The organism is [Actinomadura] parvosata subsp. kistnae, from assembly GCF_900323885.1.
GTDB classification, from domain to species: Bacteria; Actinomycetota; Actinomycetes; order Streptosporangiales; family Streptosporangiaceae; genus Nonomuraea; species Nonomuraea composti.
The window spans coordinates 1,549,354-1,574,255 of record NZ_OOHJ01000018.1; the positions used below are offsets into that span (position 1 = coordinate 1,549,354).

Consider the following 24,902-nt stretch of genomic DNA (forward strand, 5'->3'; position numbering starts at 1 on the left):
AGGGGAAGGCCGATCGTGTGAACGGGAAGCTGTCCACGTTATGGCTGATCCTGCTGGGCGGAGGCTGCGCCGTCGGGCTGGCGCTCGTCACCGCCTCAGGCCTGTCGGGCCCGCCTGCCATCGGACTCATGGTCGTGCTCGCACTCGGTGTTCTGGTCTCCTTCGCCGCCCTCGTCAGCAAGGCCGCCCGCCGCCCCGACCGCTGAGATCTCGGGTGCCGGCGCCCCTGCCTTTCGTTGCCGTCGTCGGCGTGCCAGAAGGCGGCGTACTGACTGAGGGCCGGGCTTGTGCGGGCGAGGAGGAGCAGGACGATGGCGTGGTGCGGCTCGCGCATGTCCAGCAGTTCGCCAGGAGGAGCAGGAGGCTCAGGCGGTGCGGCTCGCGCGTGTCCGGCGTTTCGCCCCGAGGGTCAGGTGGTGGTGGGACGGCGGGCGTCCACCTCGATCTCGATCTTCATGCGTGGGTCCGACAGGCCGCACATGAGCATCGTGGCGGCCGGTCGTACCTCGCCGAAGCACTCGCGCAGCACCGGCCAACAGGGCTCGAAGTCGGCGCGGTCGGGCAGGAGGTAGCGTACGCGGACGACGTCGCCGAAGCCGCAGCCGGCCTCCTCCAGGGCCTGGCCGATGTTGCGCAGGCACTGCCTGGCCTGCTCCACCACGTCGTCGGAGATGGTCATCGTCGAATAGTCGAACCCGGTGGTGCCCGAGACGTGCACCCGGTCGCCGTCCACCACGGCCCTGGCATATCCGATCTGCTCCTCGAACGTGGAACCGCTGAGGATCGCGCGTCGCTCCGTCATGCGCGGAACCGTACCGCCACCAGGGACGATACGTCCAAGACGGTTCCAGGGATCGGCTGATATCTCTAGAGGTATGGACCGATCGGAGTTGCCGCCGCTGGTGCAGTTGCACGCCTTCGTCGTGCTCGCCGAGGAGCTGCACTTCGGTCACGCCGCCGATCGGCTGGGGATCGCGCAGCCGCCGCTGAGCCAGCAGATCCGGCGGCTGGAGGGCAGGGTCGGGCACGCGTTGTTCGACCGTACGCCAGGGCGGGTGGCGCTCACGGCGGCCGGCCGTGAGCTGCTGCCGGCCGCGCGCCGGGCTCTGGCCGAGCTGGAGGGCGGTCTGGCGGCGGCGCGGGACGTGGGCAGCGGGCGGGCGGGACGGATCCGGCTCGGGTTCGCGGCCTCGCTGGCGCTGACCATCCTGCCGGAGCTGCTGCGCACCTACCGGGAGCGCTTTCCGCGCGTGCAGATCGAGGTCCACGAGATGACGACGGCGCCGCAGCTCGCCGCCCTGCGCGAGCGGCGCATCGACGTCGGGCTGCTGCGGGAGCCGCCGGATGAGGAGCCGGGGCTGGGGTTCGCGACCGTGCTACGCGAGCCGTTCGTGGCGGTGCTGCCGGCCGCCCACCCGCTCGTGGCCGGCAGTACGGCCGGGCGGGTGGTCGAGGTGGCGCGGTTGGCTGGGTTGCCGTTCGTGTTGCTGCCGCGCGAGCACGGGCCCGGACTGTACGACCGGATCGTGGCGGTGTGCCAGGAAGCCGGGTTCACGCCTGAGGTGGTGCAGCACGCGGTGGAGTGGCAGACCGTGTGTGCGCTGGTCGGGGCCGGGTTCGGGGTGTCGCTGGCGCCGGCCAGCATCCGGCGGATCCGGCTCAAGGGGGTGGCCTTTCGCCGGGTCACGCCGGGCGACGCGCGGACGAGCGTGGCGGCGGCCTGGCGGGTGAACGACTCCGATCCGCTCGTCGCCGGACTGCTGGAAGCGATGCTCTGACAGGCACCGCAAGGGCCGGACCGATGCCCTGGCTGCCGGTCGGGGCGGCGGGCGAGGGTCACTCGGTGGCCCCGGTCGGGGCGAGGGTCACTCGGTGGCCCCGGTCGGGGCGAGGGCCGCTCGGTGGCCGATCGGGGCAAGGGCGGCTCGGGAAGGCCCTGGTCTGGGCGAGGGCCGCTCGGGAGGTGGGCCAGGGGGCGGCGAGGGGCGCTCGGTGGGTCGGCCGGGGCGGGGATCGGCGGGCGCTCCGGTGGGTGGGCCGGGAGGGTGTTCAGCGTGGGAGGAGCACGCTGGCCTGGTTGCTGCCCGGCACCACTCCCGCCTGCCGGTGGGCCTCCTGGAGGGCGTCGGAGGCGAAGTGCTGGCGCATCGCCTGTGCGTCCGAGCAGGCGAACAGCACGACCGCCTCGTCGGGCTGCTGCGCGTCGACGCTGACGAGGACGGTGCGCATGCCGGCCGCTTCCCGCACGTCCGCCATGCCGTCGAACGCCTTCCGCCAGGTGTCGTAGTCGGTGAACCGCTGTCTGATGAGCAGGTACTCCATGATCGGGGCCTCCGGGAGAGCAATAACTCAACGGTGTGGAGTTTCAGTATAACTCTACAGTGTTGAGTTAGGAGGCCGGGATGGAGCCCCAGGGTCGCCCCTGGGGCTCCGGTGACCGGCAGACGGGTCAGGGACGGGGCCCCAGGACCACGGGCAGCTCCATCGGGCCCTCCGTGATGAGCGAAGGCGTGTACGTGATCGCGTCCGCGTCGATCGCCGGCCGCAGCCCCGGGTAGCGGCCGAACAGGGACGACAGGGCGATCCGCATCTCCAGCCTGGCCAGGGGTGCGCCGAGGCAGAAGTGGGGGCCGCGGCCGAAGCCGACGTGGGCGTCCGGCTCGCGGGAGGCGTCGAAGCGTTCGGCGCCGGCGCCGTACCTGGCCGGGTCGGTGCCGGCCCCGTGGAGGGCGACGGAGATCGGCTCGCCGGCCCGGATCTTCGTGCCGCAGATCTGCACGTCCTGGAGCGGGTAGCGGAACAGCACGTTGAGGACGGAGTTGCGGCTGCGCAGCGCCTCCTCCACCACTGCGGCCCAGGCGTCGCGATCATCGGCGGCGGGAATCTGAGCGGGGTCGGCGCACAGGGCGACGACGGTGTTGGCGATGAGGTGGACGGTGGTCTCGTGACCCGCGATGAGCACGAGCCACAGGATCCACAACATCTCGTTGTCGGAGAGCCGGTCGCCGTCGTCCTCCTGCGCCTGGATGAGGCCGCTGGTGAGGTCGTCGCCGGGCTCGGCGCGCTTGCGTTCGACGAAGGCGCCCAGGTAGGCCAGCATCTGGCCGCCGGCCGCCGCGGCCTCCTCGGGGGTGGCGGTGTGGAAGAGCATCGTGTTCGTCCACTCGCGGATCTGGTAGCGCTCCTCCTCGGGCACGCCGAACAGCTCGCAGATCACGGCGATGGGCAGCGGCTCGCTGAAGTGCCGTACGAGGTCGACCGGCTCGCCCTCGCCGGCCAGTCGGTCGAGCAGCCCGTCGGTGAGCTCCTGGATGCGCGGCTCCATGGACGCCACCCGCGCGGGGGTGAAGGCGCGGTTGATGAGGCCGCGCAGCCGGCGGTGGTCGGCGCCGTCCTTGGTGAGCAGGTGGTCGCCCTGGATGAGCTGGCGGATCGGCCAGTCGGGCGGGATGGTGCCGTCGTGCAGGGCGGGGAAGTTGAGTGGGCTCTTGCTGAAGAGGGTGCCGTCGTTGAGCAGGACCTCGCTGACGCTGTCGTACGAGGTCACCATCCAAGCGTTGACCTTGCCCGGCAGTTCGATGGGGACCACGGGGCCACCGTGGTCTCTGAACCGGCGGATCGTCTGTGACGTGCGCTCACCGGGGACGGGGATCTGCTGGGGTTCCATGCGCAGTCTTTCGTGTCGGAGGGACTTCAACTGTCCGCTCAACCACGGGCCTGGGCCATACCGCTGCGTGGTCATGTCACCACGCAGTGCACGACACCTGCCGCCCCGGTTACCTTCTGCTATGGGTTGACTTCATCCAGTCCCACCCGCACCGGCCGTCGGCATCTTCCACCTTGTAAGAAGATGTCCCGATGAACTCCCCCAGCCCGTTACGACTCCGGCGGATGCCGCTCTTCGTCCTCGGCGTCACCCTCGTCTCGTTCGCCTTCATGTTCAGCAAGCCGTCGCTGTACGATCTGGGCGCTCTGACGCCGCCTGCGTCCGCCCACGTGTCGAGCGCGTCGGGGCTCAGGTCCCTTCTGCTGGCGCCGCTGCTGGGGGTGCTCCTGGACAGGGTGCGGCGCCGTCGCGTCGTGCCGGTCACGCTGGCGGCCGCCCTCGCGCTCACGCTGGTGTTCGCGGGCGTGGCGGCGGAGGGGGTGGGGGCTTTCGTCGTTCCCGTGATGCTGATCGCGTCGGCCGCTCTCACGGCGTTGTGGCAGGTCGGGGAGGAGACGTACCTGCCGTCGGTCGTCGGCGTCCGCGGGCGGCTGGTCACCGCGAACGCCCTGCTCACCGTGCTGCCGCAGCTCGGCGTGGCGGCGATCGGCCCCTTGCTCGCGCTGGCCGACCCCGGCGGCCCGGCGTTCGTGATCGTGGTCGCCGGCGCGGCCGCCTGCGCGGCGGTGGCCTTCCACGCGGTGGAGACGACCGAGGAACCGCCGCCAATCAGGGCGGAGCTCCAGCAGGAGGCGGTTGAGGGGCCGCCATTGCCCAGGGCCGGGGTCTGGCGGGAGGCGGCCGAAGGGGTGCGGTTCACCCTGCGCGACCCGGTGCTGCGGGCGATCGCTCTGTGCCTGTTCGTGACGGGGCTGACCGGCGAGTTCGCCGACGACATGGTGGGCATGGCGTTCCACGTGCTGGTGGAGGACGTTCCGCCGGCCGAGGTCGCCCTGGCGAGCATGGGGTCGGTCTACGGCGCTCTCGTGCTGGGGGCGCTGGCGGCGATGCTGCTGCACCGCAAGCTCGGCGTCTACCGCCTGGCCTGGGTGGCCCTGCTGGTGAGCCAGCCGTTCACGCTGCTGGTCACCCTGTCCGGGGTGGCCGGCGGATGGTCGTGGTACATGATCGGCGTCCTGGTCCCGCTGGCCGGCTCGATCGCCGCCACGATCGCGCTGACGAGTCACCGGCAGGCGATCACGCCCGCCCGGCTGCTCGGCCGGGTCACCGGCACGCTGGTCGCCCTCGCCGCGCTGGGCGAGCCCGCCGGGGCGCTCCTGCTGGGCCTGCCCGGCGAGTGGCTGCGCGAGGCCGGTGAGGACGCGTCCTCGCCGTCGCGCCTGCTGCCCGGTCTGGTCCTCGCCGTCGCGCTGTCCATGGCGGCGGCCGTCCCGCTGCTGCGCGGCCGGCGCCACGCGGAGGCGGCATCCCCCGAGGTGGAGCCGTCACAGCCCTAACGCCCGCCGCCGCGAGGAGGAGCCGTCACAACAAAAGGGGGATGACAACGTCATCCCGCCCGGGGTCAAAACGGCGGCAAGGACGCTCTTGCGCGCGGCCTACCGGCTGGCCTTAAATACACCCCGGCCGCCCCGCCGCAGACGAGGAGCTTCTGTGACCATCGCCGCAGATCAGCCCGCCCCTCCTCTGTTAGCGCTATCACGCCGCCGCCCCCGTCCCGTGAAACTTTCTTTTCACCCCTCGGGAAAGCGCTTACCCACCGCAAGGAAAACCGCAAAGGAAACCGCCATGCGCTTACACCTGGCCGCCGCCGCCACCGTCCTGGCCCTGACCGCGATCACGATCCCCACCGCCCCCGCCCAAGCCGCACCCCCCACCAAGCAGATGGAGGACCTGGACCGGGGCGTGATCAGCGTCAGGTCCGGCTCCGGCAACCTCGTCTCCTGGCGGCTGCTCGGCACCGACCCCGACGGCGTCGCCTTCAACCTCTACCGCGGCTCGACCAGGATCGCCTCGAACCTCACCGCGTCCACCAACTACCTCGACAACGGCGCCGCCGCCGACGCCTCCTACACGGTCCGCGCCGTCGTGAACGGGGCCGAGCAGGCCGCGTCCCCCGCCTCGCTGCGCTTCACCGGCGGCACGTACCTGGACGTGCCGATCCAGCCCCCGTCGGGCGGCACCACCCCCGACGGCGTCGCCTACACCTACAGCGCGAACGACGCGAGCGTGGGCGACCTGGACGGCGACGGCCAGTACGAGATCGTGCTGAAGTGGGACCCGTCCAACGCCAAGGACAACTCGCAGTCCGGCTACACCGGCAACGTGTACGTGGACGCGTACCGGCTGAACGGCACCCGCCTGTGGCGCATCGACCTGGGCCGCAACATCCGCGGGGGCGCGCACTACACGCAGTTCCAGGTCTACGACTACGACGGCGACGGCCGCGCCGAGGTGGCGATGAAGACCGCCGACGGCACCAGGGACGGCGCCGGCACGGTGATCGGCAACTCCGGCGCCGACTACCGCAACTCCAGCGGGTACGTCCTGAGCGGCCCCGAATACCTGACCATGTTCAACGGCCTGACGGGCGCCGCGATGTCCACGGTGAGCTACGACCCGCCGCGCGGCACGGTCTCCTCGTGGGGCGACAGCTACGGCAACCGGGTGGACCGCTTCCTGGCCGGGACGGCGTACCTGGACGGGGAGCGCCCCTCGCTGATCATGGCGCGCGGCTACTACACCCGCAGCGTCATCGCCGCCTGGGACTTCAGGAACGGCACGCTCACCAAGCGGTGGACGTTCGACAGCAACGCGGCGGGCTCGCAGTACGCCGGGCAGGGCAGTCACAGCCTGTCCGTCGGCGACATCGACCAGGACGGCCGCGACGAGATCGTCTACGGCGCCATGGCGGTCAACGACAACGGCACCGGCATGTGGAGCACCCGCACGGGCCACGGCGACGCCCAGCACCTGGGCGACTTCGACCCGGCCAGGGCGGGCCTGGAGTACTTCAAGGTCAGCGAGTCCACCTCGCAGCCGGGCTCGCTCTACATCGACCCGCGCACCGGCACGATCCTGTGGTCGACCGCGTCCGGCTCCGACAACGGCCGGGGCGTGGCGGGTGACATCTCGACGGTGCGGGTGGCCAGCGAGTTCTGGTCCGCCTCGGACACCACCCTGCGCAGCGTCACCGGCAACAGCGCGGGCCGGGAGCCGTCGTCGGTGAACTTCCTCATCTGGTGGGACGGCGACCCGGTCAGGGAGCTGCTGGACCAGACGAGGATCGACAAGTACGGCACCGACGCCGACACACGCCTGCTGACGGCGTCCGGCGTGCACTCCAACAACGGCACGAAGGCCACGCCGTCGTTGTCGGCGGACCTGTTCGGCGACTGGCGCGAGGAGGTCGTCTGGCCGACCAGCGACAACCGGGCGCTGCGCATCTACGCCACCACGACGCCGACGGACCGGCGCATCTGGACGCTGATGCACGACCCGCTCTACCGCGTCTCGGTGGCCTGGCAGAACACGGCCTACAACCAGCCCCCGCACACGGGCTTCTTCCTCGGCGACCGCATGCCCACGCCCCCGCGGCCGGACATCTACGTGCGCTGACCTCCGTACGAGCGGGATCCCCCGCGAAGAGCCCGGGTGAGGGTTCACCCGAGTGTCGTGCGGGCCCGCGCCAGCGTGCCGAGGGCGCGGGGGAAGCCGGTGAGGCGGCCGGCGAGCGCGTCCAAGGCCGCCAGGACCGCGGATTCGGGGACGCCGCGCGCCGTGAGCACGCTCGTCATCCAGCCCACGAACGCGGAGAACAGCTCGGGGTCGTGGACGTAGAGCGCGGCCCGCAGGAAGTCGACGAGGTAGGCGACGTCCTCGGCGGTCCGTTCCAGCTGCTGCTCGGTGTAGCCGGCCATCGCGGGGACGCGCCGGGTCAGGTCGTCCATGACGGCGCCGACCAGGCTGCCGGCGGACCGGGTGAGGTCCGTGTACTCGCGGTCGGCCAGTTGCCGTGGCTCCTCGCCGGAGGTGGCCTGGCGCGGCAGCGGCCCGGCGGCCAGGAGGTCGGCGGCGGTGCGGGCGTCGGGGGCCCAGGCGTCGGCGCCGAGCAGGCGGGCGTAGCGGCCGTCGGGGCCGAAGGCGGCGCCCCCGGCCACCACGGGCGTGCCCGCCGCCTGGCAGGCGCTGATCGCCGTGTGCGCGGCCGGCAGCCGGATGGCCAGCGAGCTGGACAGCGCGACCGCGTCCGGGTTCGTCAGGTGCAGGTGGGCGACCAGGTGCGGCGTCGGGACCTGGGCGCCCAGGTAGTCGACGTGCCAGCCGCGCGCCCGCAGCACTTCGGCCAGCAGCCGGGCGGGGAACGCGTGCCACTCCCCGTCGATGCAGGCCACGACGATCCGGCCCATGCCGGGTGCCGGGTCGTTCTGCCGGGTGGGGTGGTGGGCCAAAGCGGCGAGCACGCGCTCGTTGACGGCCGTCGCCGTGTGCTCCTGGGCGACCGAGAGGCGGTTGGCCGCCCACTCGTGGCCGACGCGGGACTGCACGGCGGCCACGACGTCCAGCAGCAGGGTCTCCATGGGGAGGCCGGCGTCGAGCGCGTCCGTCGCCACGCGGGTGGCGGCCCGCTCGTCACCGGCCGTCGCCGCCGCCCACAACGCCTCCACCCGCTCCTCGACGCCGCCGCTCACGGAGCCTCCTCACCCCCCGCGCGCGGGGGCTCCTCGCCCGGCGCGGGTGGAGGCTCCTCGCCCGGCGCGCGCGGGGCCGAGATGGTGACGACCGCCATGTCGTCGTGCTCGCCCTCGCCGGCCCACTCGGAGGCGAGCATCTGCACGCGCTCCGCCAGCGCCTCGGGCGGCATGCCCGCGCACTGCCGGAGCTGCTCGCACAGCCGCTCGTCGCCGAACAGCTCGCGGCCGAGCGGGCCGCCTCTGGCCTCGGTGATGCCGTCGCTGTAGAGCAGGCAGGTCTCGCCGGGCTCCAGCAGGACCGCGTCGGTGACGCTGGTGATGTCCTCCAGGACGCCGATCAGCGTGCCGACGGCGGGGACGGTCTCCACCCGGCCGTCGTTGCGCATGATCAGCGGCGCGGGGTGCCCGGCGCTGGTCAGCCGCAGCGCCACACGCGGGCCGCGCCGCTGGAACGAGGCCAGGACGAGCGTGACGTAACGGGTCGGATCGCCGTCGTTGAGAAGCACCCCGTTGAGCAGCTCCAGCATCCGCTGATGGTCGTCGGCCAGCGGCAGCAGGGCGCGCAGGGTGTTGCGGATCCGGCCGGTGAGCACGGCCGCCTCCAGGCCCTTGCCCGCCACGTCGCCCAGCACCACCAGCGACTCGCGTCCCGAGCCCGCGACCGGGTACACGTCGTAGAAGTCGCCGCCGACCCGCTCCCCCGGCCCCGCCGGGCGGTAGCGCGCCGCCAGCTCCACGCCGTCCAGGGCCGGGGTGGCGGGCGGCAGCAGCTCGGCCATCAGGGTCTCGGTGATGGCGGCCTGCTCGACGTACAGGCGGGCGACCGCGATCGCGGAGCCCGCCCACAGGGCGAACAGCCGCACGAAGACCCGCTCGTCGGCGGTGAAACGCTCGCCCGAGCGGCGCACCAGCACCAGCGCGCCCGCCGGCAGGCCGTGGCCGGGCAACGCGATCACCGCCACCGATCCGGCCCCCTCCTCGGGGCCCACCCAGCCGGGAGCCTCCTGCGGGGCGAGCCAGCGCGTGGGCACCGGCGGGAAGCCGCGCAACGCCTCGGTCAGCCCCGGCAGCGTGCCCGGGTCGATGACCGCGTCCTGCCGGACCGCCCGGCCCGTCGCCCCCGCAGCGGGCGATCGCGTAGCGGCGGCCGGCGCGCGGCAGCACCACCAGCGCGCTCTCCCCCAGGCGGCGCGCGGCCAGGCAGGCGGTGGTCTCCAGGCAACGGTCCAGGTTGAGGGACGGCAGCAGCTCGTTGGACGCCTCCGCCAGGAACGCGGTCCACTCCCGCAACGCGTCCATCTCGTGCTGTCTGCCGGTGACGTCGATGAGCCACCAGACGACCCGGCCGCCCGCCGTGTACACGGCGTGCGCCTGGAACACGCGATCGCCCAGCTCACCGTACGGCTCCGCCCCGCCCGCGCCGAGCCGGTCGTGGGCCCGCGCCAGCCACTCCGGTGCCAGGCGCTGACCGACGACCTGGCCGGTGAACAGCGCGCGGGCAGCCTCGTTCGCCTGCTCGACGACGCCCGAGGTGCTGACCGCCAGCATCGGGTACGGAGCGTCCTCCCACACCATCCCGACCATGGCACCATCCCGCACGACACCCCGAATTCTTCGGTTATTGCCGGATCGCCACGGTCCACCTCATGCCATATCGCTTCTTTGCAGGATCTTTCACTCGTTCGCCTCCGCCGTACGCGCCCCTGTCTGGAGCAGGGCGACGCGGGCGGCGCAGGCCGTACCGATGAGGAGGAGCACGACGACGGCCGCGACCACCCGCAGCAGCCCCTCGGCGGAGGAGGGGGCGGCGAAGTAGACGCTGCCGAGGCCCGCCACCGTCGTCACCCCGGCGAGGACGGGGCCTGTGGAGTTGAGCGCCGAGAGCGCCGAGGCCAGCCGCGGCTCCACCAGGGACGTGATCCGCGCGATCAGCGGGCTGTACCCGGCGGCGTGCCCGGCGCCGGCGAGCATGAGCAGCGGCACGGAGCCGAGCGGATGCCAGCTCAGGGCCAGCAGCCCGGCCCCGCCGGCGAACGCGAGCGGGCCCGCCACCGGCAGCGCGTCCCGCAGCCAGCGCGGGTAGCGGCTCCAGGTCAGGCTGAGCGTGCCGAACCCCAGCGTGTACGGCACGAACGCCAGCCCCGCCTGCAGCGGCGAGTACCCGAGCGCGCCCTGGAGGTGCAGGGTCAGGGTGAGCAGGAAGACGGTGTAGCAGCCCATGACGATCCAGCAGGCGGCCAGCCCCGGCTTCACGCCGGAAGGCCGCAGCGCCGCCGGGTCCAGCAGCGGGTGCCGCGCCCGGCTCTCGTAGCCGGCGAACGCCGCCAGCAGCGCCACTCCGCCGGCCAGCGAGATCCACGCCCAGGCGGGCCAGCCGCTCTCCCGCCCGAAGATGAGCGGGACGGTGAGCGCGGTCATCGCGACCGTCAGCACCGCCACCCCCGCCGGGTCGAGCCGGGCGGGCTCGTCGTCGGGGCGGGAGCCCGGCAGCACCCGCGCGCCGACCGCCAGCAGGATCACCCCGATCGGCACGTTCACCAGGAAGATCGGCCGCCACGACAGCCCGAGCAGGTCGGCCCCCGCCACCAGGCCGCCGATGACCTGCCCGAGCGCGACCCCCAGGGCGAGCACCATGCTGTAGACGCCGATCGCCCGGCGGCGGGCCGGGCCGTCCTCCCAGTTGCGCAGGATGAGCGCGAAGATCTGCGGCGTCAGCAGCGCCGCCCCGGCGGCCTGCGCGACGCGGGCGAGCACCAGCACGCCCGCCGACGGGGCCAGCCCGCACAGCAGCGACGCGCCGGTGAACCAGCCGAGCCCCAGCAGGAACGCCCGCCGGTGCCCGATCACGTCACCGATCCGCGCGCAGGTCACCAGGAGCACACCCATGGTCAGCAGGTAGCCGGAGACGACGAGCTGGATCGCCGCGCCGTCGGCGCCCAGCCCCTCGCGGATGGTCTGCGCCGCCACCGAGACGATGGAGCCGTCCATGGACGCCATGGCCTGGCCGGTCAGCAGCACGGCCAGCATCGGGCCACGACGGACAGTTGTGATCATGCGCCCAGCATGGTGCCGGGGTGGCTGCCCGGTCTTGAACGAATGTGCGGATTCGCGGGCTGTCGTACGGTGGTGCTCGTGCGTACCACCAGGACGGTGATCGAGACCCGCCACTTCGCGATCCGCGCCGTCGAGTGCACCGACGACCATCCCCGCTGGTCGGCGCCCGAACCGGCGCCGTCCGCGCACATCGTGCTGGTCCAGCGGGGGCACTTCCGCGTCGACGTCGAAGGGCGGAAGGTCACCGCCGAGCCCGCCACCGGGTACCTGCACCTGCCCGGGGAGGAGCTGCGGTTCGCCCATCCGGCGGGCGGCGACCTGTGCACGGCGGTCACGCTGTCCGACGACGAGCTGACGGGCGGGGCGCGGGTGGGGTCAGGGGCCGTGCGGGTGGACGCGCGGCTCGAACTGGCGCACCGGCTGCTCCTGCGCAGCGGCGGCGACCCCGGCTTCGCCGCCGCCGAAGCCGTCCTCGACCTCGTCCGGCTCGCCCTGCGCGAGCAGCCGCACGACAGCCCGCCGCCCGGCCGGGCCGACCTGGCCGAGCGTGCCAGGGAGGCCGTCCTCGCCGACCCGCTCGCCGCCGCGAGCCTGGTCGAGCTGGCCCGGCTGCTGGACACCTCGCCGTCCCACCTGAGCCACACCTTCCGCCACCACGTCGGCATGCCGGTCAGCCGCTACCGCAACCGCGTCCGCGTCAGCCGCGCCCTCGCCCGCCTCGACCAGGGCGAGACCGACCTCGCCGCGCTCGCCGCCGCCCTCGGCTTCAGCGACCAGGCCCACCTGACCCGCGTGATGCGGGCCGAGCTGGGGCACACGCCCGGCCGCGTCCGCGCCCTGCTCGCCTCGTGACGCTGTAAACCGCATCCGGCCCCCGGACGGTAGTCATCACCGGACGACGACGAGACGGAGATGACGGATGGACGACGGGTTCGCCGAGTACGTGGCACACCGGCAGCCGCGCCTGTGCCGGATGGCGTACCTCCTCACCCGGGACTGGGGCACGGCCGAGGACGTGGTGCAGACCGCGCTGGCGAAGGCGTGGCTGGCCTGGCGGCGGATCGAGGGCAACCCCGATCCGTACGTCTACCGGATCATCGTCAACACGCACACGTCGTGGTGGCGCAGGCGCTGGCGCGGCGAGGTCCCGTCCGAGACGCTCCCCGAGACCGCCGACCCGCGCGACGCGGCAGCCGAGGTGGACGACCAGGCGTCGCTGTGGCGGGCCATCGGCACGCTGTCGCCGCGCCAGCGGGCGGTGATCGTCCTGCACTACTACGAGGGCCGCACCCTGACGCAGGTCGCCGACATCGTCGGGTGCTCGCTGGGGGCGGTGAAGAGCCAGCTCAGCCGGGCCCTCACCCGCCTCCGGGTCGATCCGGACGTTCAGAGCATGAGCTTGGAGAGGGTACAGCGATGAGGCACACCGAGAACGATCTGCGCGACCTCCTGACCGAGCGGGCCGAGGACCAGGACGGCGACCTCGCCCAGCTCGGCACGATCCTCCGGCGTGGCCGCCGCATCCGCCGCACCCGCCGGGCCGTGACGGCCGGCGTGGCGGCCCTGGCCGTCGCCGCGCTCGCCGTCATCGGCCTCCCGCTGCGGCCGGAGGGCGCTCCGGTCGCGCAGCAGCCGGTGGACTCCGCCCGCGTGGAGCCGCCGCCCGGCCCCGAGATCCCCGCGACTTTCGAGGTACGGCTCGGAGCCGAGCAGTTCGACCTGCCGCTGATCCACTCCGAACGCTTCGGCACCCTAGGCCGCGGCCGCTCGGTCACCTTCACCCCGACCAGCACCTGGACCGGGTACAAGGTGGTCTGCGAGGACCCCCAGGCGTGGGTCGTCACGGCGCACCGGCTCAAGGGCGGCGAGCGCGGCGGCGCGGCCGCACGGTGCGGCGACGGGCTCGGCGGGCAGCACGACCGGCTGTCCGCGCCCGCCGACTGGCTGGAGCGCCCGCAGTCGCTGCAGGTCTGGGTCTTCCCCTCGGACGCCCCGGTGCTGGAGGTCGCGCGGGCTGTCAGGGGATGCCGGAAGACGGGCTGCGACGAGTCGGCCCTGATCAGCGGCTTGCTCGACCCGAAGGTCCGCAAGCGGCTGGAGGCCGAAGTGGGCGAGCGGCCGGGCAGGTGGGCGGTCGGGATCTACGACCGGCCCGCTTCTTCCGGCTGACCCCGCGTGAGCCGGTACGGGGGTCAGTGGCGTGGTCAGAGCCAGTGCCAGGTGACGCGGGCCCGCTCGGCCGCCTCCGCCAGCCAGTCGTCGAAGGCCGCCGTCCCGGCGGCGGCCAGCGTGTCCGCGTCCGCCACGGCGTCCTCCCGCTTGAGCACCGCCCCCGTCAGGTGACCGTCCTCGAAGGGAACGGGGCCGGCCTCACCCCCGGCCGGCACCGCGCGCAGCGGCTCGGGCAGCTCGCCCGACCACGCCCGGACGCGGCTGACCCGCACGTCCCAGCGGTCACCGAGGGAGCCGTCGAGCTCGGCGGGGTCCACCGGCTCCCCCGACACCGCCCAGACCGCCCACACCCTGGCGAACCGGTCGCGATGACGGCTCAGGTACTCGGGGGCCAGCTCGGCCCTCTTCCGCGTACGGAACCTCTGGTCCTTCGCATTCGTCACCATGTGGTCGTGGAACGCCTCGGCACTCATCCCCATGCGTTCCAGCCACTTCCGCATGGCCTCGCCCGTGAGGAGGCCGTGGCGGCGGCGGAAGGCATCCGCGGCGGCCTGGACGTCGTCCAGATCCACCTCCTCCTTGGCGGCGGCACCGCGCAGCACGCAGAACCGCACCAGCTCCTCCTGCGGCGACAGCCCGGCGCGCGTGAGCGAGCGCAGCATGAGCATCGCCTCCGGGACGGAGATCTGCATGCCGTCCACGCTCAGCAGGTTGCCCGCCGCCCAGTGCGTCGAGTGGTCGACCAGCCAGGACGTGCCGTCGTCCGGCTGCACGCCGAGCATGATCGTGCCGCCCTCGGGGTCGTCGATCAGCAGGTCGTAGTCCACGATCGGCGAGCCGGGGCGCGGGTTGCTCACGAGCTGGGCGGCCAGCGAGGGATGCGCCGCGGCCCAGGTGGCGGCGGCGCGGCGGGCGTCGTCCACGGCGGAGCGGCGGCGGGTCAACCCGCGCAGCAGGCTCACGCCGCTCTCCAGGGCCGCGCCGAGTGCGGGCTGAGTCATCACAGGTCCGTTTCCCCGGCCACGAGCCAGTCGGCGATGGCGTCGCCGATCGGCAGGCCGGTCAGGTCTTCGATCCAGGCCCACTGGCCGTTGGGGTTGATCTCCAGGAACACGTACTCGCCGTCCGGGGTCAGGATGAGGTCGATCGCCCCGAACGTCACCCCGAGCGCGGCCACCAGGTCCACGCACCGGCGGGCGACGTCGTCCGGCAGGTGGTGGACGCTGTGGCGGGCCCGGTCGAAGTCGTAGTGGCGCCAGTCGTCGCGCGTGCGCGCCGAGTCCTGCGAGGCGATCTCGGCCGCGAACACCTGCCGCCCCACCACGGTGACCCGCAGCTCCACGGCCTTGCCGACGTACGGCTGCAGGATGGTCGGCTCGTGGGCGAGCCGGGCGCGCCCCGCGAGGTCCCGGCGCTGCACCACGGTCGTGTAGACGGTGTGCCGCGCGCCGTCGATCTCGAACGGCACGTACTCGACCGGCTTGGCGATCAGCCGCCCCCCGGCCCGCTCGTAGGCGGGCGCCAGCTCGGCCGGATCGTTGGTGATCACCGTCGGCGGTACGGCGAAGCCCAGCCGCTCCGCCAGAGCCAGGTGCACCAGCTTGTTGTGCGCCCGGCGCAGCACCGGGTGCCTGCCCGGCAACCACCGCGCGTCCAGCAGGTCCCAGAAGCCCTCCAGGAACCACTCGGAAAGCTCCTCCACCCGGGTCCGCAGATCGCCGGCGGTGACATCCGGCGCGGCGGTCGGCCGTCCGGGCCGCCGGTACCACACGGCCGTCGTCCTGGACAGATCGACGCTCTCCCCGCCGGTCACCAGCGTGAGGTGCGGCCCGCCCGCCTTGAACCGCGCCGTCAGGTGTGCGGCGGCCGGATACCGGGCCGGATCCCACCAGACGACCTCGGCGCCCCTGGCCTTCAGCTTGGGCAGGACCATTCGAACGGTGGCGTCGCCCGGCTCGCTCAGAATCAGTAGCATGCGGCCCCCCTCAGCCGCGCGGGAGGAGCACGAGGCCCCTCCCGCGCGACGCCGAGCGTTTAGTAGTCGGACACCCAGCCGTCGGACGGCTGGCTGTCGGTGCCGGCCGTGTGGTAGCAGCGCTCCATCGGCCGGCCGCCGGACACCAGGCCGAGGTCGGCCTCGTCGATCACCGGCAGCTCGGCGCTGAGGTCGTCCAGGCTCACGATCTTCTTGCCCATGTCTTCCCTCCCTTTTCTCGCTTGCGGCGCCGGGGGTTCCGGCGGCGCGAGACAGAGCACATCAGCCCGAATTTGGAGCCGGCTTGAATGTGACTTGGAGGGAGACCTAATCCACCGGCGCCCTCCGCAGGCCCCGCATCGCGCCGACCAGCACAGGCACCGCGACCAGCAGAACGACCCCGCGCAGCCCGCCCGCCACCAGGTACGGCGCCCGCACCCCGAGCCCGTGCGCCACCAGCCCGCCCGCCAGCGCCCCCAGCGGCATCAACCCCCACCCGAGCATCCGGTACACGCTGTTCACCCGGCCCAGCAGCCCCGACGGCACGATCTCCTGCCGCAGGCCGACCGTCACCAGGTTCCAGAGCGTGGTGACGAAACCGGTGACGGCCAGGAGGGCGCCGAGCACGACCGCGTTCGGGCTCAGAGCGATGCCGACGAAGGCGGCGGCGTTCGTGAGGAGAGCGGCGACGAGGGCGGGCAGCGGGCCCGCCCGCTCGATGACGGGCGCGCCGGCCAGCCCGCCGAGCAGGCTGCCCAGGGCGGCGGCGGCCAGCAGCAGGCCGTAACCCGGCGCGTCCAGACCGAGCTTCTGGGTGGCCAGCAGGATCAGGGAGACGTTGCCGAGCTGCCAGCAGAAGGTGTTCAGGGCGAGCAGGAGCGCGAGGGTGCGCAGGAGGCGGTGCCGGGCCAGCCACCGCAGCCCTTCCGCGATCGCCGCCCGCATCGGCGGCCGCTGATCACGCCCGCGCCTGGTCGACGGATGCTCACCAGGCGCCCGCCGGCGCCTTGGATCGCGCAGGGTCGCCAGCAGTGCCGCCGACGCGGCGAACGAGATCGCGTCCAGCCCGAACGGCAGCGCCGCCGCCACCCCGAAGAGCAGCCCACCGACCGGCGGCCCGGCGAACTGCAGGCCGACCGTGGTGAACGCCATCACCGCCAGGACCGGCACCCCGATCCGCCCGGCCCCGGCGAGCACCGCGATGGCCGCGACGATCACCGCCTGGATCACCTGCGCCCGCCACATCAGGGCCACCCGGTCGTGCCGGTCGACCAGCGCCCCGGCCGGCAGCGACAGCAGCAGCCAGGGCAGGAACGTCGCCGCGGACACGACCGACACCAGACGCGCGTCCCGCGTGACCGCGACGGCCAGCAGCGGGATCGCGGCCGTGAACGCCCCGTCCCCCACGCTGCTGATCCCGGTCGCCCACCACAACCGCCGGTACCCCCGGGACAGGCTCTCCGTCATAACCGTGGATCTTGCGCCGCGCGGCACTCCGGCCGACATCCTTTAGACCATGGCTACATAATCGGCCCATGGCCCTGACGGTGGATCTCGGCGTGGCGGAGCTGGCCGCGACCCGGTTCGCGATCTCGCCGCTGTCCGAGACGGTGTCCGCGTTGCAGCAGCTCGGCGACCGCGACCGGCGTCCGGTCAACCTGCGCTGGCTGCGGTGGGCGGCGGACGAGCTCGCCGCCCGCCCGCTCGACCTGTCGCACACCTGGCCGCTGCTCGTCAGCGACCGTCCGAACTGGCCGGAGTTCCTCGTCCCCGCGCCCCGCGGCTCGGGGGCGTCCATCGAGGACGACCTGGCCGCGCTGCGCCGGACCCCCGCCTCCCAGGTGCGGCTCAGCCTGCGCCGCGTGTTCGGCGACGACCCGCCGCCGCCGGTCGCCGCGCTCGCCGAGCGGCCGGCGGCCGGGCTGCGGGCCATCGCCGGCGAGCTGCGGGCCGCCCACGACCGGCTCATCGCGCCGCACTGGCCCCGCATCCGGGCCGTGCTCGACGCCGACGTGACCTACCGCGCGAGGCAACTGGCCGCGGGCGGGGCGGCGCGGCTGTTCGCCGACCTGCATCCGGACCTGCACTGGCACGACGGCCGGCTGCGGCTGGAGGGCTCCCGCTGGCGTTCCGGCCTGACCGTGGATCGCGGGCCCGGCGGGCTGGTGCTCATGCCGGTCGCCCTCGGCACGCCGTACGTGCTGATCAAGAAGAGGACGTCCACCCAGACCACGGTGCGCTACCCGGCCCGCGGCGTCGGCACCCTGTGGACGGCCGGGACGCGCACCCCGGCGGGCAGCACGGTCCGTCTGCTCGGCCGGGTGCGCGCCGGCCTGCTCGAAGCGCTGCGCTCCCCCGCGACGACGACGGACCTGGCCCGCGCCCTCGGCGTCACGCCGAGCGCGGTGTCGCAACATCTGCGCGTGCTGCGCGAGAGCGGCCTGGTGGCCTGCGAACGTTCGGGACGCCACGTCCTGTACGCGACGACGGCCCTCGGCCTCTCCCTCCTCGCCAACCCCTGACCAGCCCTCGGCGAGCCCGCCACCCTGGCAGGACGCGGCCGGCCCGGACCCATCCTGCGCCGCTGATCAGCGTCTGCCGTCGTCGCTGATCAGCGGCGGCCGTGCGCGGCGACGAACTGCTCCGCCGTGGGCGCCCGTTCGGGGTCGGTGAGCCACTGTGAGGCGAGCCCGACGAGCAGCGCGAGGTAGTGCGACCCGGCCGCGTGCACCTCGTCCGGATCGCTGCCCGGCCCCAGCCCCGCGAACGCCCGCGCCAGCGACGCCCGCGCCAGCTCCTGCCCGGCGGCGATCATCGCCCGGATCTCACCGTCCTGCCGGGCGGACGCGACGGACTCGAAGTTGACGAACCACAGCTCCCGGTTGGTCCGGATCGACTCGATGATCCGCCCCCACAACGCCTCCTGATCCTCCGGCTCGCCGCCCTCCCCGAGCACCGCGAACAGCAGCTCCCCCCACTCCGTGTTCAGGTCGCGCAGCGCCTTGGTGAGGAGCTGCTCCTTGGACCCGAAGTGGTAGTTGATCGACGCCTGATTGGCTCCCGACGCCGCGACCAGGTCTCGGACGGTGGTGTGGGCGTACCCCTTCGTCAGCAGGCAGTCGCGCGCTGCCGTCAGCAGCTTGTCCTTGGCACTCATATGCCCTACGGTATCAAATAAACGTTCATATGAAACGGACGTCTAAAACGATCCTTTAGGGAGTCTTCATGTACGCGCCACCCGTGCTGCGCATCCGCGACCTGCGCTGCGAGTACCCGGGAGAAGCCGGCCCCGTCCACGCCCTGCGCGGCATCGACCTCGACGTCCCGAGGTCGTCGTTCATCGCGATCATGGGCCCGTCCGGCTCCGGCAAGACCACGCTGTTGCACTGCGCCGCCGGCCTGCAGCGGCCGACGTCCGGCTCGGTCGAGCTCGACGGGCAGGACTTGCGCAGCCTCGACCAGGCACAACTCGCGCAACTACGCAGGCGCCGCGTCGGTTTCGTCTTCCAGTCGTTCAACCTCCTGCCCGCGCTCTCGACCATCGACAACGTCGAGCTCCCCCTGCGCCTTGACGCACGCAGGACGCACCCGGCCCGCACCGCCGACCTCCTCACCCGCGTCGGCCTCGGCAACCGCGGCAGCCACCGCCCCGACCAGCTCTCGGGCGGCCAGAAGCAGCGCGTCGCGGTCGCACGGGCCCTGATCACCGACCCCGAGATCGTCTTCGCCGACGAGCCCACCGGCGCCCTCGACATCCGCAGCGCCAGAGAGGTCCTGCGGCTGATGCGCGAGCTGGCCGACCACGGCCAGACGATCATCATGGTCACGCACGACCCCGTCGCCGCCTCCTACTCCGACGCCGTGCTCTTCCTCGCCGACGGCCGCATCGTCGACAGCCTCAAGCAGCCCACCGCCCAGCAGGTGGCGGGCCGCATGGCCGTCCTGGTCGAGTCGGCGGAGCAGGCCGCCAACAGCGCGGTGACAAGCCGATGATCAAGATCGCCGTACGCTCCTTCGCGTACCACCGCACCGCCGCCATCGCCACCGGCCTCGTGGCGCTCGTCGGCACGATCCTCGTCACCAGCATGATGACCCTGCTCGGCACCGGCCTGGCCCCGAGCACGGCCGCCGCCGACCGCGCGTTCCTGGTGCAGTTCCCGCTCATCATGGGCGGCTGGACGGTCGCGATCGTGCTGTTCGCCATGGTCTCGACGATCAGCGTCGCCCTCGCCGGCCGCGCCGGGGAGATCGCCGGCATCCGCCTCATCGGCGCCGGCCCCCGGCAGGTCCAGTGGATGCTCGTCGTGGAGACCGCCGCCGTCACAGCCGTCACAGCCCCGTTCGGCCTGGCCGGCGGCTACGTGATCGGCCGGATCGTGACCGGCGACATCCAGGCCGCCGGCCTTACCAGCGCGACCTTGGTGTTCGCCCCCGGCGTGCTCCTGCCCGTACTCGGCGTGCTCGTGGTGCTGGCCGCGAGCGTCCTCGCCGCCTGGATCGGCAGCCGCTCCCTGGCCCGCCGCAGCCCCGTCGCCGACGCCCCGCCCCTCGCCCGCCGCACCCGCGCGACCCCACCCGGGCGCCGCGTCACGGCCACACTCATGATCATCGCCGGCCTGGGCTCATCCGCCGCCGTGCTCGGCATGGACCCGTCCGACGTGCTCACCACGGCGATGACCGGGCCCGGCTGCGTCCTCGTCGCCGTCGGCCTCTGCGTCCTCGCCCCCGAGCTCATCGCCCTCGTCAACCGCATGTCCACCCGCCGCACCCACCGAGCCGCCCCCTCACACCTGGCCGCGATCAACCTCTCCGCCGCCCCCGGCCGGGTACGCCCCACCGTCACCTTCCTCACCCTGTTCGTCGGCGTGGCGGCGGGCACGCTCAGCATGCAGGGCATCGAGAACGCGGCCGGCACCACCGACAGCACAGGCCAGGTGCTCGCCTCGATCAACTACTTCGTGGTGGCGCTGATCGCGGCCTTCATGGCCATCGCCCTGACCAACAACCTCGTCGCCTCCATCTCCCAGCGCCGCACCGAGTTCGCGACCATGTCCCTGGTCGGCTCGACCAGCACCCAGACCCACCGCATGCTCGTCCGCGAGATCGGCGCCGCCACCGCCATCAGCGTCGTCGCCGGCAGCATGGGCGCCTTCCTCGCCGTCCTCCCCTTCGCCATCGTCAAAACCGGCAACCCCCTCCAGGCGGCGGCCCCCCTCCCCTACGCGATCACGATCGCCATCGGAATCGGCGTCACCCTCGGCGTCTCCTCCCTGGTCGGCAGGCACGTCATCCGCACGGCAACACCATGACCCCATCCCGCCCTGCTGTTACCTTCTCCCGCCGGTCCTCGTCATGGCTGTGACGACCGGAAAGGAACGGTCGCCACACGGACGAGTGAATCGAGAGCACGATGCTGCACACCATCATGTACACGACGGTCTACGTCACCGATCAGGACCGCGCGCTGGAGTTCTACACCGAGGGACTCGGCTTGGAGAAGCGGGCCGACTACTCCGGGCCCGACGGACGCTTCCTCACCGTCGGCGTCCCCGAGAGCCCGGTGCAGATCCTCCTGTGGTCGCATGCGGCGGCCGCGGGACAGCCGGCCGGCGACCAGGATGGCGCGCCCGGTCCGCTGATCCTCGAATCCGATGACCTGCGGAAGGACTTCGAGGTCATGCGCCGCCGAGGCGTCACCTTCGTGGAGCCCGAACCGGTGGACTACCCGTTCGGGGTCCGCGTCGAGGCGGTGGACCCGGACGGCAACCGGATCTCCCTCCGCCAGCAGCGCCAGCCGCGCCGACCGTAACCACCCGACCGTACGGTTTCGCGGCCGAGGAGCACCACCCGCGGCGATGGCCTTGGACCCCTGCTGATGGCCGGAGGCTTGTCCGGTCATGACGTAGCTGGCTATGGTTCGTTCCGTATGTGGAACGATCGGCGACACCGAGGAGTGGGCGTGCGGATGCAGGCCGTCATGGCGGGGCTGGTCAGCGCGGTGGTGGGCTACGCCAGCTCGTTCACCGTCGTGCTCGCCGGGCTGCGCGCCATCGGCGCGACGCCCGGGCAGGCGGCGTCGGGGCTGCTGGCCCTCTGCTGCGGCATCGGGGCGACGGCGATCTTCCTCGGGCTGCGGTATCGCATGCCGATCAGCATCGCCTGGTCCACCCCTGGGGCGGCGCTGCTGCTGGCAACCGGTCCCGTGCCGGGCGGCTTCCCGGCCGCGGTCGGGGCGTTCGTCGTGTGCGCGGCGCTCATCGTCCTGGCCGGTCTGTCGCCCTGGCCGGCCCGGGCGATCGCCGCCATCCCGCGTCCGATCGCGAGTGCGATGCTGGCGGGCGTCATCCTCAGCCTGTGCACCGCACCGGTACGCGCCGTCGTCGACGTCCCGCTGCTGGCCGTGCCCGTCGTCCTGACCTGGGCGGTGTTGCAGCGATACGTGCGGCAGTGGGCCGTTCCGGGAGCGCTCGTCGTGGCGGTCGTCGCCATCGCGGTCCACGGCACCGGCGGCGGCCTGTCCAGTGCGACCCTGCGTCCGGCGGTCGAGCTGACCGTCCCCACGCTGAGCCTGTCGGCGCTGGTGAGCATCGCCGTCCCGCTGTTCCTCGTCACCCTGGCCGCCCAGAACGTGCCCGGCATGGCGGTCATGTCGACCTACGGGTACGCGCCGCCCCTGCGCCCGCTCCTCGTCACGACCGGTCTGGCCAGCGCGGTGGCAGCACCGTTCGGCGGCCACGCGCTCAACCTGGCCGCGATCACCGCGGCGCTGACCGCCGGCCCCGACACCCACCCCGACCCGGGCCGCCGGTGGATCGCGACGGTCGCGCTCGGCGCCGGCCAGCTGGCGCTCGGTCTGGGCGCCGGCCTGGCGATGGCGCTGGTGCTGCTGTCCCCGCCCGTGCTGGTCACCGCGGTGGCGGGCCTCGCGCTGCTGTCGGCGCTCGGCTCGTCGCTGGCCGGCGCGGTGACCGAGCCGGAGGGACGGGAGGCCGCGGTGGTCACCTTCGTGGTCACCGCCTCGGGGATGACGATCCTGAGCATCGGAGCGGCGTTCTGGGGCCTGGTCGCGGGCGGCCTGACCGCCCTCCTCCTGCACAGGCGGCCTGCTCCCGTGAAAGCCGACCAGGAACGCCACGAAGTGGCCGAACAGCGAACGTAGGAGCTCAGCGCAGCTTCACGAAGGTGACCACCGCCATGATCGCTGCGATCGCCCCGCCGCAGACCATCACGGCCGAGACCGAGAACGCGTCGACGACCCGCCCACCAGCCAGGGCCCCGAGCGCGAACGTCGCCTGGAAGGAGGAGGTGAAGATCACCGTCGCGGCTTCGGGCGCGCGAGGGGCGGCGGCCATGAAAGCGGCCTGCGAGCAGACGGGCACACCCCCGTAGGCCAGCCCCCAGACCACGAGCAGCACCACGGCCCCGACGGAAGTGCCGCCGGCGAAGGGCAGCAGCAGGGTGGCGACCGCGATCAGCCCCCGGCGACCGCGAAGGCGGCCCGCAGGCGGGTGGTGGTGGCCCGGCCGGCCAGGAAGTTGCCGCCGATCCCGGCGGCCCCGTACACCAGCAGGACCGCGCTGACGGCCGCGGGCGTCAGACCGGTGACGTCCAGGAGGAAGGGGGTGACGTAGGTGTAGGTGCCGAAGTGGGCCAGGACGACGAGGAACGTGGCCAGCAGGGCGAGCACCGTACCGCGGGCACGCAGCAGGCCCAGCAGGACGCGCGGGCTGGTGACCTGCTCGGCGGGCAACGGCGGCAGCAGCACGAGCAGGGCGGCCATGACCAGCAGCGCCAGCACGGCGAGGGCCAGGAAGGCGGTCCGCCAGCCGGCGAGGTCGCCGATGAACGTGCCGGCCGGGACGCCGAGCACGGACCCCAGCGGCACGGCCGAGAAGATCACCGCGGTGGCGGTGCCGACGGCGTGCGGCGGCACCAGACGTCCCGCCAGCCCCGCCCCGATCGACCAGAAGCCGCCGATGGTGAGGCCGACGAGCACCCTGGAGACCAGCATGACCCAGTAGGAGGTCGCCGCCGCGGCCAGCACGTCGGCCACGGCGAGCACCGCCATGAGGGCGACCAGCATCACGCGGCGGTCCAGGCGCGCGGTGGTGAGGGTGACGGTGGGCGCGGCGACCGCCGCGACGATGCCGGGCAGGGTCATGGTCAGCCCGGTGACGCCGTCGGAGGTGCCGAAGTCGGCGCCGATGGCGGTCAGCAGGCCGATGGGCAGGATCTCGCTGGTGACGATGGCGAAGATGCCCAGCATGAGCGAGGTGACGGCGAGCCGGCCGACGAGGGGACGGGCGAGCGTGGTGGTGGACATGAGTTCCGTTCAGGCAGGTGCGTGTGGGGTGCGAGCCCCAGCCAAGCAGCCATGAAGGCGCAGGTACCGGCACGTTTCGGACGCGACCATCAGCCCGTACGGCCGGATAATCGTCCTATGATCAGTTCGCGCCAGCTGGAGTACTTCCAGGCGGTCGCCAGGGAGCTGCACTTCACCCGGGCGGCCGAGGCGTTGCGCATCGCGCAGCCGGCGCTGTCCCAGCAGATCCGCAAGCTCGAACGGCAGCTCGGCCTGGCCCTGTTCGAGCGCAACAACCATCGGGTGGCGCTCACCCCGGCGGGCGCCGCGCTGCTGGAGCACGCCGACCGCATCCTCGCCGACCTGGTGTCCGTCGAGGACGAGATGCTCGGCTGGGCCGCCGGGGTTCGCGGCCGGATCCGGCTGGGGGCCGCGCGCGGGCTGATGGGGCGGCTGGCCGAGGCGCTGGCGGTGTTCTGCGGCACGTACCCGGCGGTCGAGGTGGAGCTGCGCGAGCTGAACACGGAGGAGATGGCGGCCGCGCTGCACGCGGGCCGGCTCGACGTGGCCACGCTGGCGGCCCCGCCGCCGCCCGGTGACCGGCGGCTGGCCTGGCGCTCTCTGGGCGATGAGCCGCTGGTGCTGGTCACGGCCGCCGAGGGGGCGTTCGCCGGGCGGGAGCAGGTGCGGCTCGCCGAGCTCGACGGCGCCGACCTGGTCGTCTACGCCTCGGGGTCGGCGGTGGGCGGGATCGTCCAGGCCGCGCTGGCCGAGGCGGGGGTGAGCGCGCACGCCCGGTTCGAGAGCAGGGAGTACGGCACGGCCCGCGCGCTCGCGTCGGTCGGCCTGGCCGCCGCGATCATGCCGCGCTCGGTCGCGGTCGCGCCGGGCCCGCCGGTCAGCGTGGCGTCCCTGGATCCCGAGCCGGTCTGGCGGCCGACGCTGGCCTGGCCGGCCGGCCGCCGTCCCGCTCCCGCGCTGGCGGCGTTCATCGGCTTCATGACCGGTGATAACTCCCCGATATCACCATAAGTCCGATCA

The 24,902-nt window shown here is 73.1% G+C and carries 26 protein-coding genes; 13 read left to right on the forward strand and 13 right to left on the reverse strand.

What is annotated here, in order from left to right:
* Positions 1-17: 17 nt before the first annotated feature.
* Entirely contained in the window at positions 18-206 is a 189-nt protein-coding gene (locus tag KIS93_RS27175; RefSeq protein ID WP_080045021.1) for a hypothetical protein, read from the forward strand.
* Between the two features lie 203 nt (positions 207-409).
* Here KIS93_RS27175 and KIS93_RS27180 read toward each other — a convergent pair whose 3' ends face one another.
* The gene (locus tag KIS93_RS27180; RefSeq protein ID WP_080045020.1) at positions 410-802 is read right to left on the reverse strand and encodes a RidA family protein; all 393 of its coding nucleotides are present in this window, start codon (positions 800-802) and stop codon (positions 410-412) included.
* A gap of 73 nt (positions 803-875) precedes the next feature.
* On the opposite strand from KIS93_RS27180, the gene KIS93_RS27185 reads away from it, so the two are divergent.
* Positions 876-1,778, forward strand: coding sequence for a LysR family transcriptional regulator (locus KIS93_RS27185; protein WP_080045019.1), 903 nt, complete (start codon positions 876-878; stop codon positions 1,776-1,778).
* 271 nt (positions 1,779-2,049) lie between these two features.
* Here KIS93_RS27185 and KIS93_RS27190 read toward each other — a convergent pair whose 3' ends face one another.
* Together KIS93_RS27190 and KIS93_RS27195 are read right to left on the reverse strand one after the other, a co-directional pair.
* Positions 2,050-2,322 (reverse strand): hypothetical protein, encoded by a 273-nt coding sequence (locus KIS93_RS27190; protein ID WP_080045018.1) that lies wholly within the window; start codon positions 2,320-2,322, stop codon positions 2,050-2,052.
* A 127-nt stretch (positions 2,323-2,449) separates the two neighbouring features.
* Positions 2,450-3,742, reverse strand: coding sequence for a cytochrome P450 family protein (locus KIS93_RS27195; protein ID WP_080045017.1), 1,293 nt, complete (start codon positions 3,740-3,742; stop codon positions 2,450-2,452).
* A 149-nt stretch (positions 3,743-3,891) separates the two neighbouring features.
* On the opposite strand from KIS93_RS27195, the gene KIS93_RS27200 reads away from it, so the two are divergent.
* A complete protein-coding gene (locus tag KIS93_RS27200) occupies positions 3,892-5,163 on the forward strand; it encodes an MFS transporter (protein WP_196223955.1) in 1,272 nt (423 codons plus the stop codon).
* Between the two features lie 289 nt (positions 5,164-5,452).
* The gene (locus tag KIS93_RS27205) at positions 5,453-7,282 is read left to right on the forward strand and encodes a rhamnogalacturonan lyase (RefSeq protein WP_080045015.1); all 1,830 of its coding nucleotides are present in this window, start codon (positions 5,453-5,455) and stop codon (positions 7,280-7,282) included.
* A 44-nt stretch (positions 7,283-7,326) separates the two neighbouring features.
* On the opposite strand, the gene KIS93_RS27210 is transcribed toward KIS93_RS27205, so the two are convergent.
* From KIS93_RS27210 to KIS93_RS27220, 3 genes are all read right to left on the reverse strand, one after another.
* On the reverse strand, positions 7,327-8,355 hold the full coding sequence (locus KIS93_RS27210) for a cobalamin B12-binding domain-containing protein (RefSeq protein WP_080045014.1): 1,029 nt from the start codon (positions 8,353-8,355) through the stop codon (positions 7,327-7,329).
* Complete coding sequence (locus KIS93_RS27215; protein ID WP_230465770.1) at positions 8,352-9,389, reverse strand: PP2C family protein-serine/threonine phosphatase; 1,038 nt, start codon at positions 9,387-9,389, stop codon at positions 8,352-8,354. The genes KIS93_RS27210 and KIS93_RS27215 overlap by 4 nt, the downstream gene beginning before the upstream one ends.
* 643 nt (positions 9,390-10,032) lie before the next feature.
* Positions 10,033-11,412 (reverse strand): MFS transporter, encoded by a 1,380-nt coding sequence (locus KIS93_RS27220; RefSeq protein ID WP_222107632.1) that lies wholly within the window; start codon positions 11,410-11,412, stop codon positions 10,033-10,035.
* A 78-nt stretch (positions 11,413-11,490) separates the two neighbouring features.
* On the opposite strand from KIS93_RS27220, the gene KIS93_RS27225 reads away from it, so the two are divergent.
* From KIS93_RS27225 to KIS93_RS27235, 3 genes are all read left to right on the forward strand, one after another.
* Positions 11,491-12,264: a helix-turn-helix domain-containing protein gene (locus KIS93_RS27225; RefSeq protein WP_222107633.1), complete on the forward strand. Its 774-nt coding sequence runs from the start codon at positions 11,491-11,493 to the stop codon at positions 12,262-12,264.
* A 67-nt stretch (positions 12,265-12,331) separates the two neighbouring features.
* Positions 12,332-12,832: a SigE family RNA polymerase sigma factor gene (locus KIS93_RS27230; protein ID WP_080045011.1), complete on the forward strand. Its 501-nt coding sequence runs from the start codon at positions 12,332-12,334 to the stop codon at positions 12,830-12,832.
* Positions 12,829-13,581, forward strand: coding sequence for a hypothetical protein (locus tag KIS93_RS27235; protein WP_080045010.1), 753 nt, complete (start codon positions 12,829-12,831; stop codon positions 13,579-13,581). The genes KIS93_RS27230 and KIS93_RS27235 overlap by 4 nt, the downstream gene beginning before the upstream one ends.
* Positions 13,582-13,616: 35 nt before the next feature.
* On the opposite strand, the gene KIS93_RS27240 is transcribed toward KIS93_RS27235, so the two are convergent.
* The 4 genes from KIS93_RS27240 to KIS93_RS27255 form a co-directional block, all read right to left on the reverse strand.
* Entirely contained in the window at positions 13,617-14,585 is a 969-nt protein-coding gene (locus KIS93_RS27240; RefSeq protein WP_080045009.1) for a TIGR04500 family putative peptide maturation system protein, read from the reverse strand.
* Positions 14,585-15,559: an MvdC/MvdD family ATP grasp protein gene (locus tag KIS93_RS27245; protein ID WP_155129043.1), complete on the reverse strand. Its 975-nt coding sequence runs from the start codon at positions 15,557-15,559 to the stop codon at positions 14,585-14,587. Before KIS93_RS27245 ends, KIS93_RS27240 begins: the two co-directional genes overlap by 1 nt.
* 59 nt (positions 15,560-15,618) lie before the next feature.
* Positions 15,619-15,780 carry a hypothetical protein gene (locus KIS93_RS27250; RefSeq protein WP_155129040.1) on the reverse strand — a complete coding sequence of 54 codons (162 nt, stop codon included), beginning with the start codon at positions 15,778-15,780 and terminating at the stop codon, positions 15,619-15,621.
* Between the two features lie 106 nt (positions 15,781-15,886).
* Positions 15,887-17,026 carry an MFS transporter gene (locus tag KIS93_RS27255; protein WP_080045007.1) on the reverse strand — a complete coding sequence of 380 codons (1,140 nt, stop codon included), beginning with the start codon at positions 17,024-17,026 and terminating at the stop codon, positions 15,887-15,889.
* A 68-nt stretch (positions 17,027-17,094) separates the two neighbouring features.
* Here KIS93_RS27255 and KIS93_RS27260 point away from each other — a divergent pair, with 68 nt between their 5' ends.
* Positions 17,095-18,081 carry an ArsR/SmtB family transcription factor gene (locus tag KIS93_RS27260; protein WP_186404463.1) on the forward strand — a complete coding sequence of 329 codons (987 nt, stop codon included), beginning with the start codon at positions 17,095-17,097 and terminating at the stop codon, positions 18,079-18,081.
* A gap of 89 nt (positions 18,082-18,170) precedes the next feature.
* Here KIS93_RS27260 and KIS93_RS27265 read toward each other — a convergent pair whose 3' ends face one another.
* Entirely contained in the window at positions 18,171-18,716 is a 546-nt protein-coding gene (locus KIS93_RS27265) for a TetR/AcrR family transcriptional regulator (RefSeq protein ID WP_080045006.1), read from the reverse strand.
* 68 nt (positions 18,717-18,784) lie between these two features.
* Here KIS93_RS27265 and KIS93_RS27270 point away from each other — a divergent pair, with 68 nt between their 5' ends.
* From KIS93_RS27270 to KIS93_RS27285, 4 genes are all read left to right on the forward strand, one after another.
* Positions 18,785-19,552, forward strand: coding sequence for an ABC transporter ATP-binding protein (locus KIS93_RS27270; protein WP_080045005.1), 768 nt, complete (start codon positions 18,785-18,787; stop codon positions 19,550-19,552).
* Positions 19,549-20,868, forward strand: coding sequence for an FtsX-like permease family protein (locus KIS93_RS27275; protein WP_080045004.1), 1,320 nt, complete (start codon positions 19,549-19,551; stop codon positions 20,866-20,868). Before KIS93_RS27270 ends, KIS93_RS27275 begins: the two co-directional genes overlap by 4 nt.
* 101 nt (positions 20,869-20,969) lie before the next feature.
* On the forward strand, positions 20,970-21,368 hold the full coding sequence (locus KIS93_RS27280; protein WP_080045003.1) for a VOC family protein: 399 nt from the start codon (positions 20,970-20,972) through the stop codon (positions 21,366-21,368).
* 156 nt (positions 21,369-21,524) lie between these two features.
* Complete coding sequence (locus tag KIS93_RS27285) at positions 21,525-22,718, forward strand: benzoate/H(+) symporter BenE family transporter (protein ID WP_230466606.1); 1,194 nt, start codon at positions 21,525-21,527, stop codon at positions 22,716-22,718.
* Between the two features lie 4 nt (positions 22,719-22,722).
* On the opposite strand, the gene KIS93_RS63620 is transcribed toward KIS93_RS27285, so the two are convergent.
* Positions 22,723-22,977: a hypothetical protein gene (locus tag KIS93_RS63620; protein WP_222107634.1), complete on the reverse strand. Its 255-nt coding sequence runs from the start codon at positions 22,975-22,977 to the stop codon at positions 22,723-22,725.
* A gap of 53 nt (positions 22,978-23,030) precedes the next feature.
* Positions 23,031-23,882, reverse strand: a complete 852-nt coding sequence (locus KIS93_RS27290; RefSeq protein WP_222107635.1) for an MFS transporter — start codon at positions 23,880-23,882, stop codon at positions 23,031-23,033.
* A gap of 117 nt (positions 23,883-23,999) precedes the next feature.
* Here KIS93_RS27290 and KIS93_RS27295 point away from each other — a divergent pair, with 117 nt between their 5' ends.
* On the forward strand, positions 24,000-24,893 hold the full coding sequence (locus tag KIS93_RS27295) for a LysR family transcriptional regulator (protein ID WP_186404464.1): 894 nt from the start codon (positions 24,000-24,002) through the stop codon (positions 24,891-24,893).
* The last annotated feature ends 9 nt before the right edge of the window (positions 24,894-24,902 follow it).

Bases quoted from the DNA above. Each gene is read 5' to 3' on its own strand.
- KIS93_RS27205 (WP_080045015.1), top strand. From the start codon at position 5,453: ATGCGCTTACACCTGGCCGCCGCCGCCACCGTCCTGGCCCTGACCGCG.
- KIS93_RS27200 (WP_196223955.1), top strand. From the start codon at position 3,892: ATGCCGCTCTTCGTCCTCGGCGTCACCCTCGTCTCGTTCGCCTTCATG.
- KIS93_RS27250 (WP_155129040.1), bottom strand. From the start codon at position 15,780: ATGGGCAAGAAGATCGTGAGCCTGGACGACCTCAGCGCCGAGCTGCCG.
- KIS93_RS27270 (WP_080045005.1), top strand. From the start codon at position 18,785: ATGTACGCGCCACCCGTGCTGCGCATCCGCGACCTGCGCTGCGAGTAC.
- KIS93_RS27220 (WP_222107632.1), bottom strand. From the start codon at position 11,412: ATGATCACAACTGTCCGTCGTGGCCCGATGCTGGCCGTGCTGCTGACC.
- KIS93_RS27295 (WP_186404464.1), top strand. From the start codon at position 24,000: ATGATCAGTTCGCGCCAGCTGGAGTACTTCCAGGCGGTCGCCAGGGAG.
- KIS93_RS27255 (WP_080045007.1), bottom strand. From the start codon at position 17,026: ATGACGGAGAGCCTGTCCCGGGGGTACCGGCGGTTGTGGTGGGCGACC.
- KIS93_RS27260 (WP_186404463.1), top strand. From the start codon at position 17,095: ATGGCCCTGACGGTGGATCTCGGCGTGGCGGAGCTGGCCGCGACCCGG.
- KIS93_RS27245 (WP_155129043.1), bottom strand. From the start codon at position 15,559: ATGCTACTGATTCTGAGCGAGCCGGGCGACGCCACCGTTCGAATGGTC.
- KIS93_RS27235 (WP_080045010.1), top strand. From the start codon at position 12,829: ATGAGGCACACCGAGAACGATCTGCGCGACCTCCTGACCGAGCGGGCC.
- KIS93_RS27180 (WP_080045020.1), bottom strand. From the start codon at position 802: ATGACGGAGCGACGCGCGATCCTCAGCGGTTCCACGTTCGAGGAGCAG.
- KIS93_RS27230 (WP_080045011.1), top strand. From the start codon at position 12,332: ATGGACGACGGGTTCGCCGAGTACGTGGCACACCGGCAGCCGCGCCTG.
- KIS93_RS27240 (WP_080045009.1), bottom strand. From the start codon at position 14,585: ATGACTCAGCCCGCACTCGGCGCGGCCCTGGAGAGCGGCGTGAGCCTG.
- KIS93_RS27290 (WP_222107635.1), bottom strand. From the start codon at position 23,882: ATGTCCACCACCACGCTCGCCCGTCCCCTCGTCGGCCGGCTCGCCGTC.
- KIS93_RS27280 (WP_080045003.1), top strand. From the start codon at position 20,970: ATGCTGCACACCATCATGTACACGACGGTCTACGTCACCGATCAGGAC.
- KIS93_RS27195 (WP_080045017.1), bottom strand. From the start codon at position 3,742: ATGACCACGCAGCGGTATGGCCCAGGCCCGTGGTTGAGCGGACAGTTG.
- KIS93_RS27275 (WP_080045004.1), top strand. From the start codon at position 19,549: ATGATCAAGATCGCCGTACGCTCCTTCGCGTACCACCGCACCGCCGCC.
- KIS93_RS27190 (WP_080045018.1), bottom strand. From the start codon at position 2,322: ATGGAGTACCTGCTCATCAGACAGCGGTTCACCGACTACGACACCTGG.
- KIS93_RS27265 (WP_080045006.1), bottom strand. From the start codon at position 18,716: ATGAGTGCCAAGGACAAGCTGCTGACGGCAGCGCGCGACTGCCTGCTG.
- KIS93_RS27185 (WP_080045019.1), top strand. From the start codon at position 876: ATGGACCGATCGGAGTTGCCGCCGCTGGTGCAGTTGCACGCCTTCGTC.
- KIS93_RS27285 (WP_230466606.1), top strand. From the start codon at position 21,525: ATGCAGGCCGTCATGGCGGGGCTGGTCAGCGCGGTGGTGGGCTACGCC.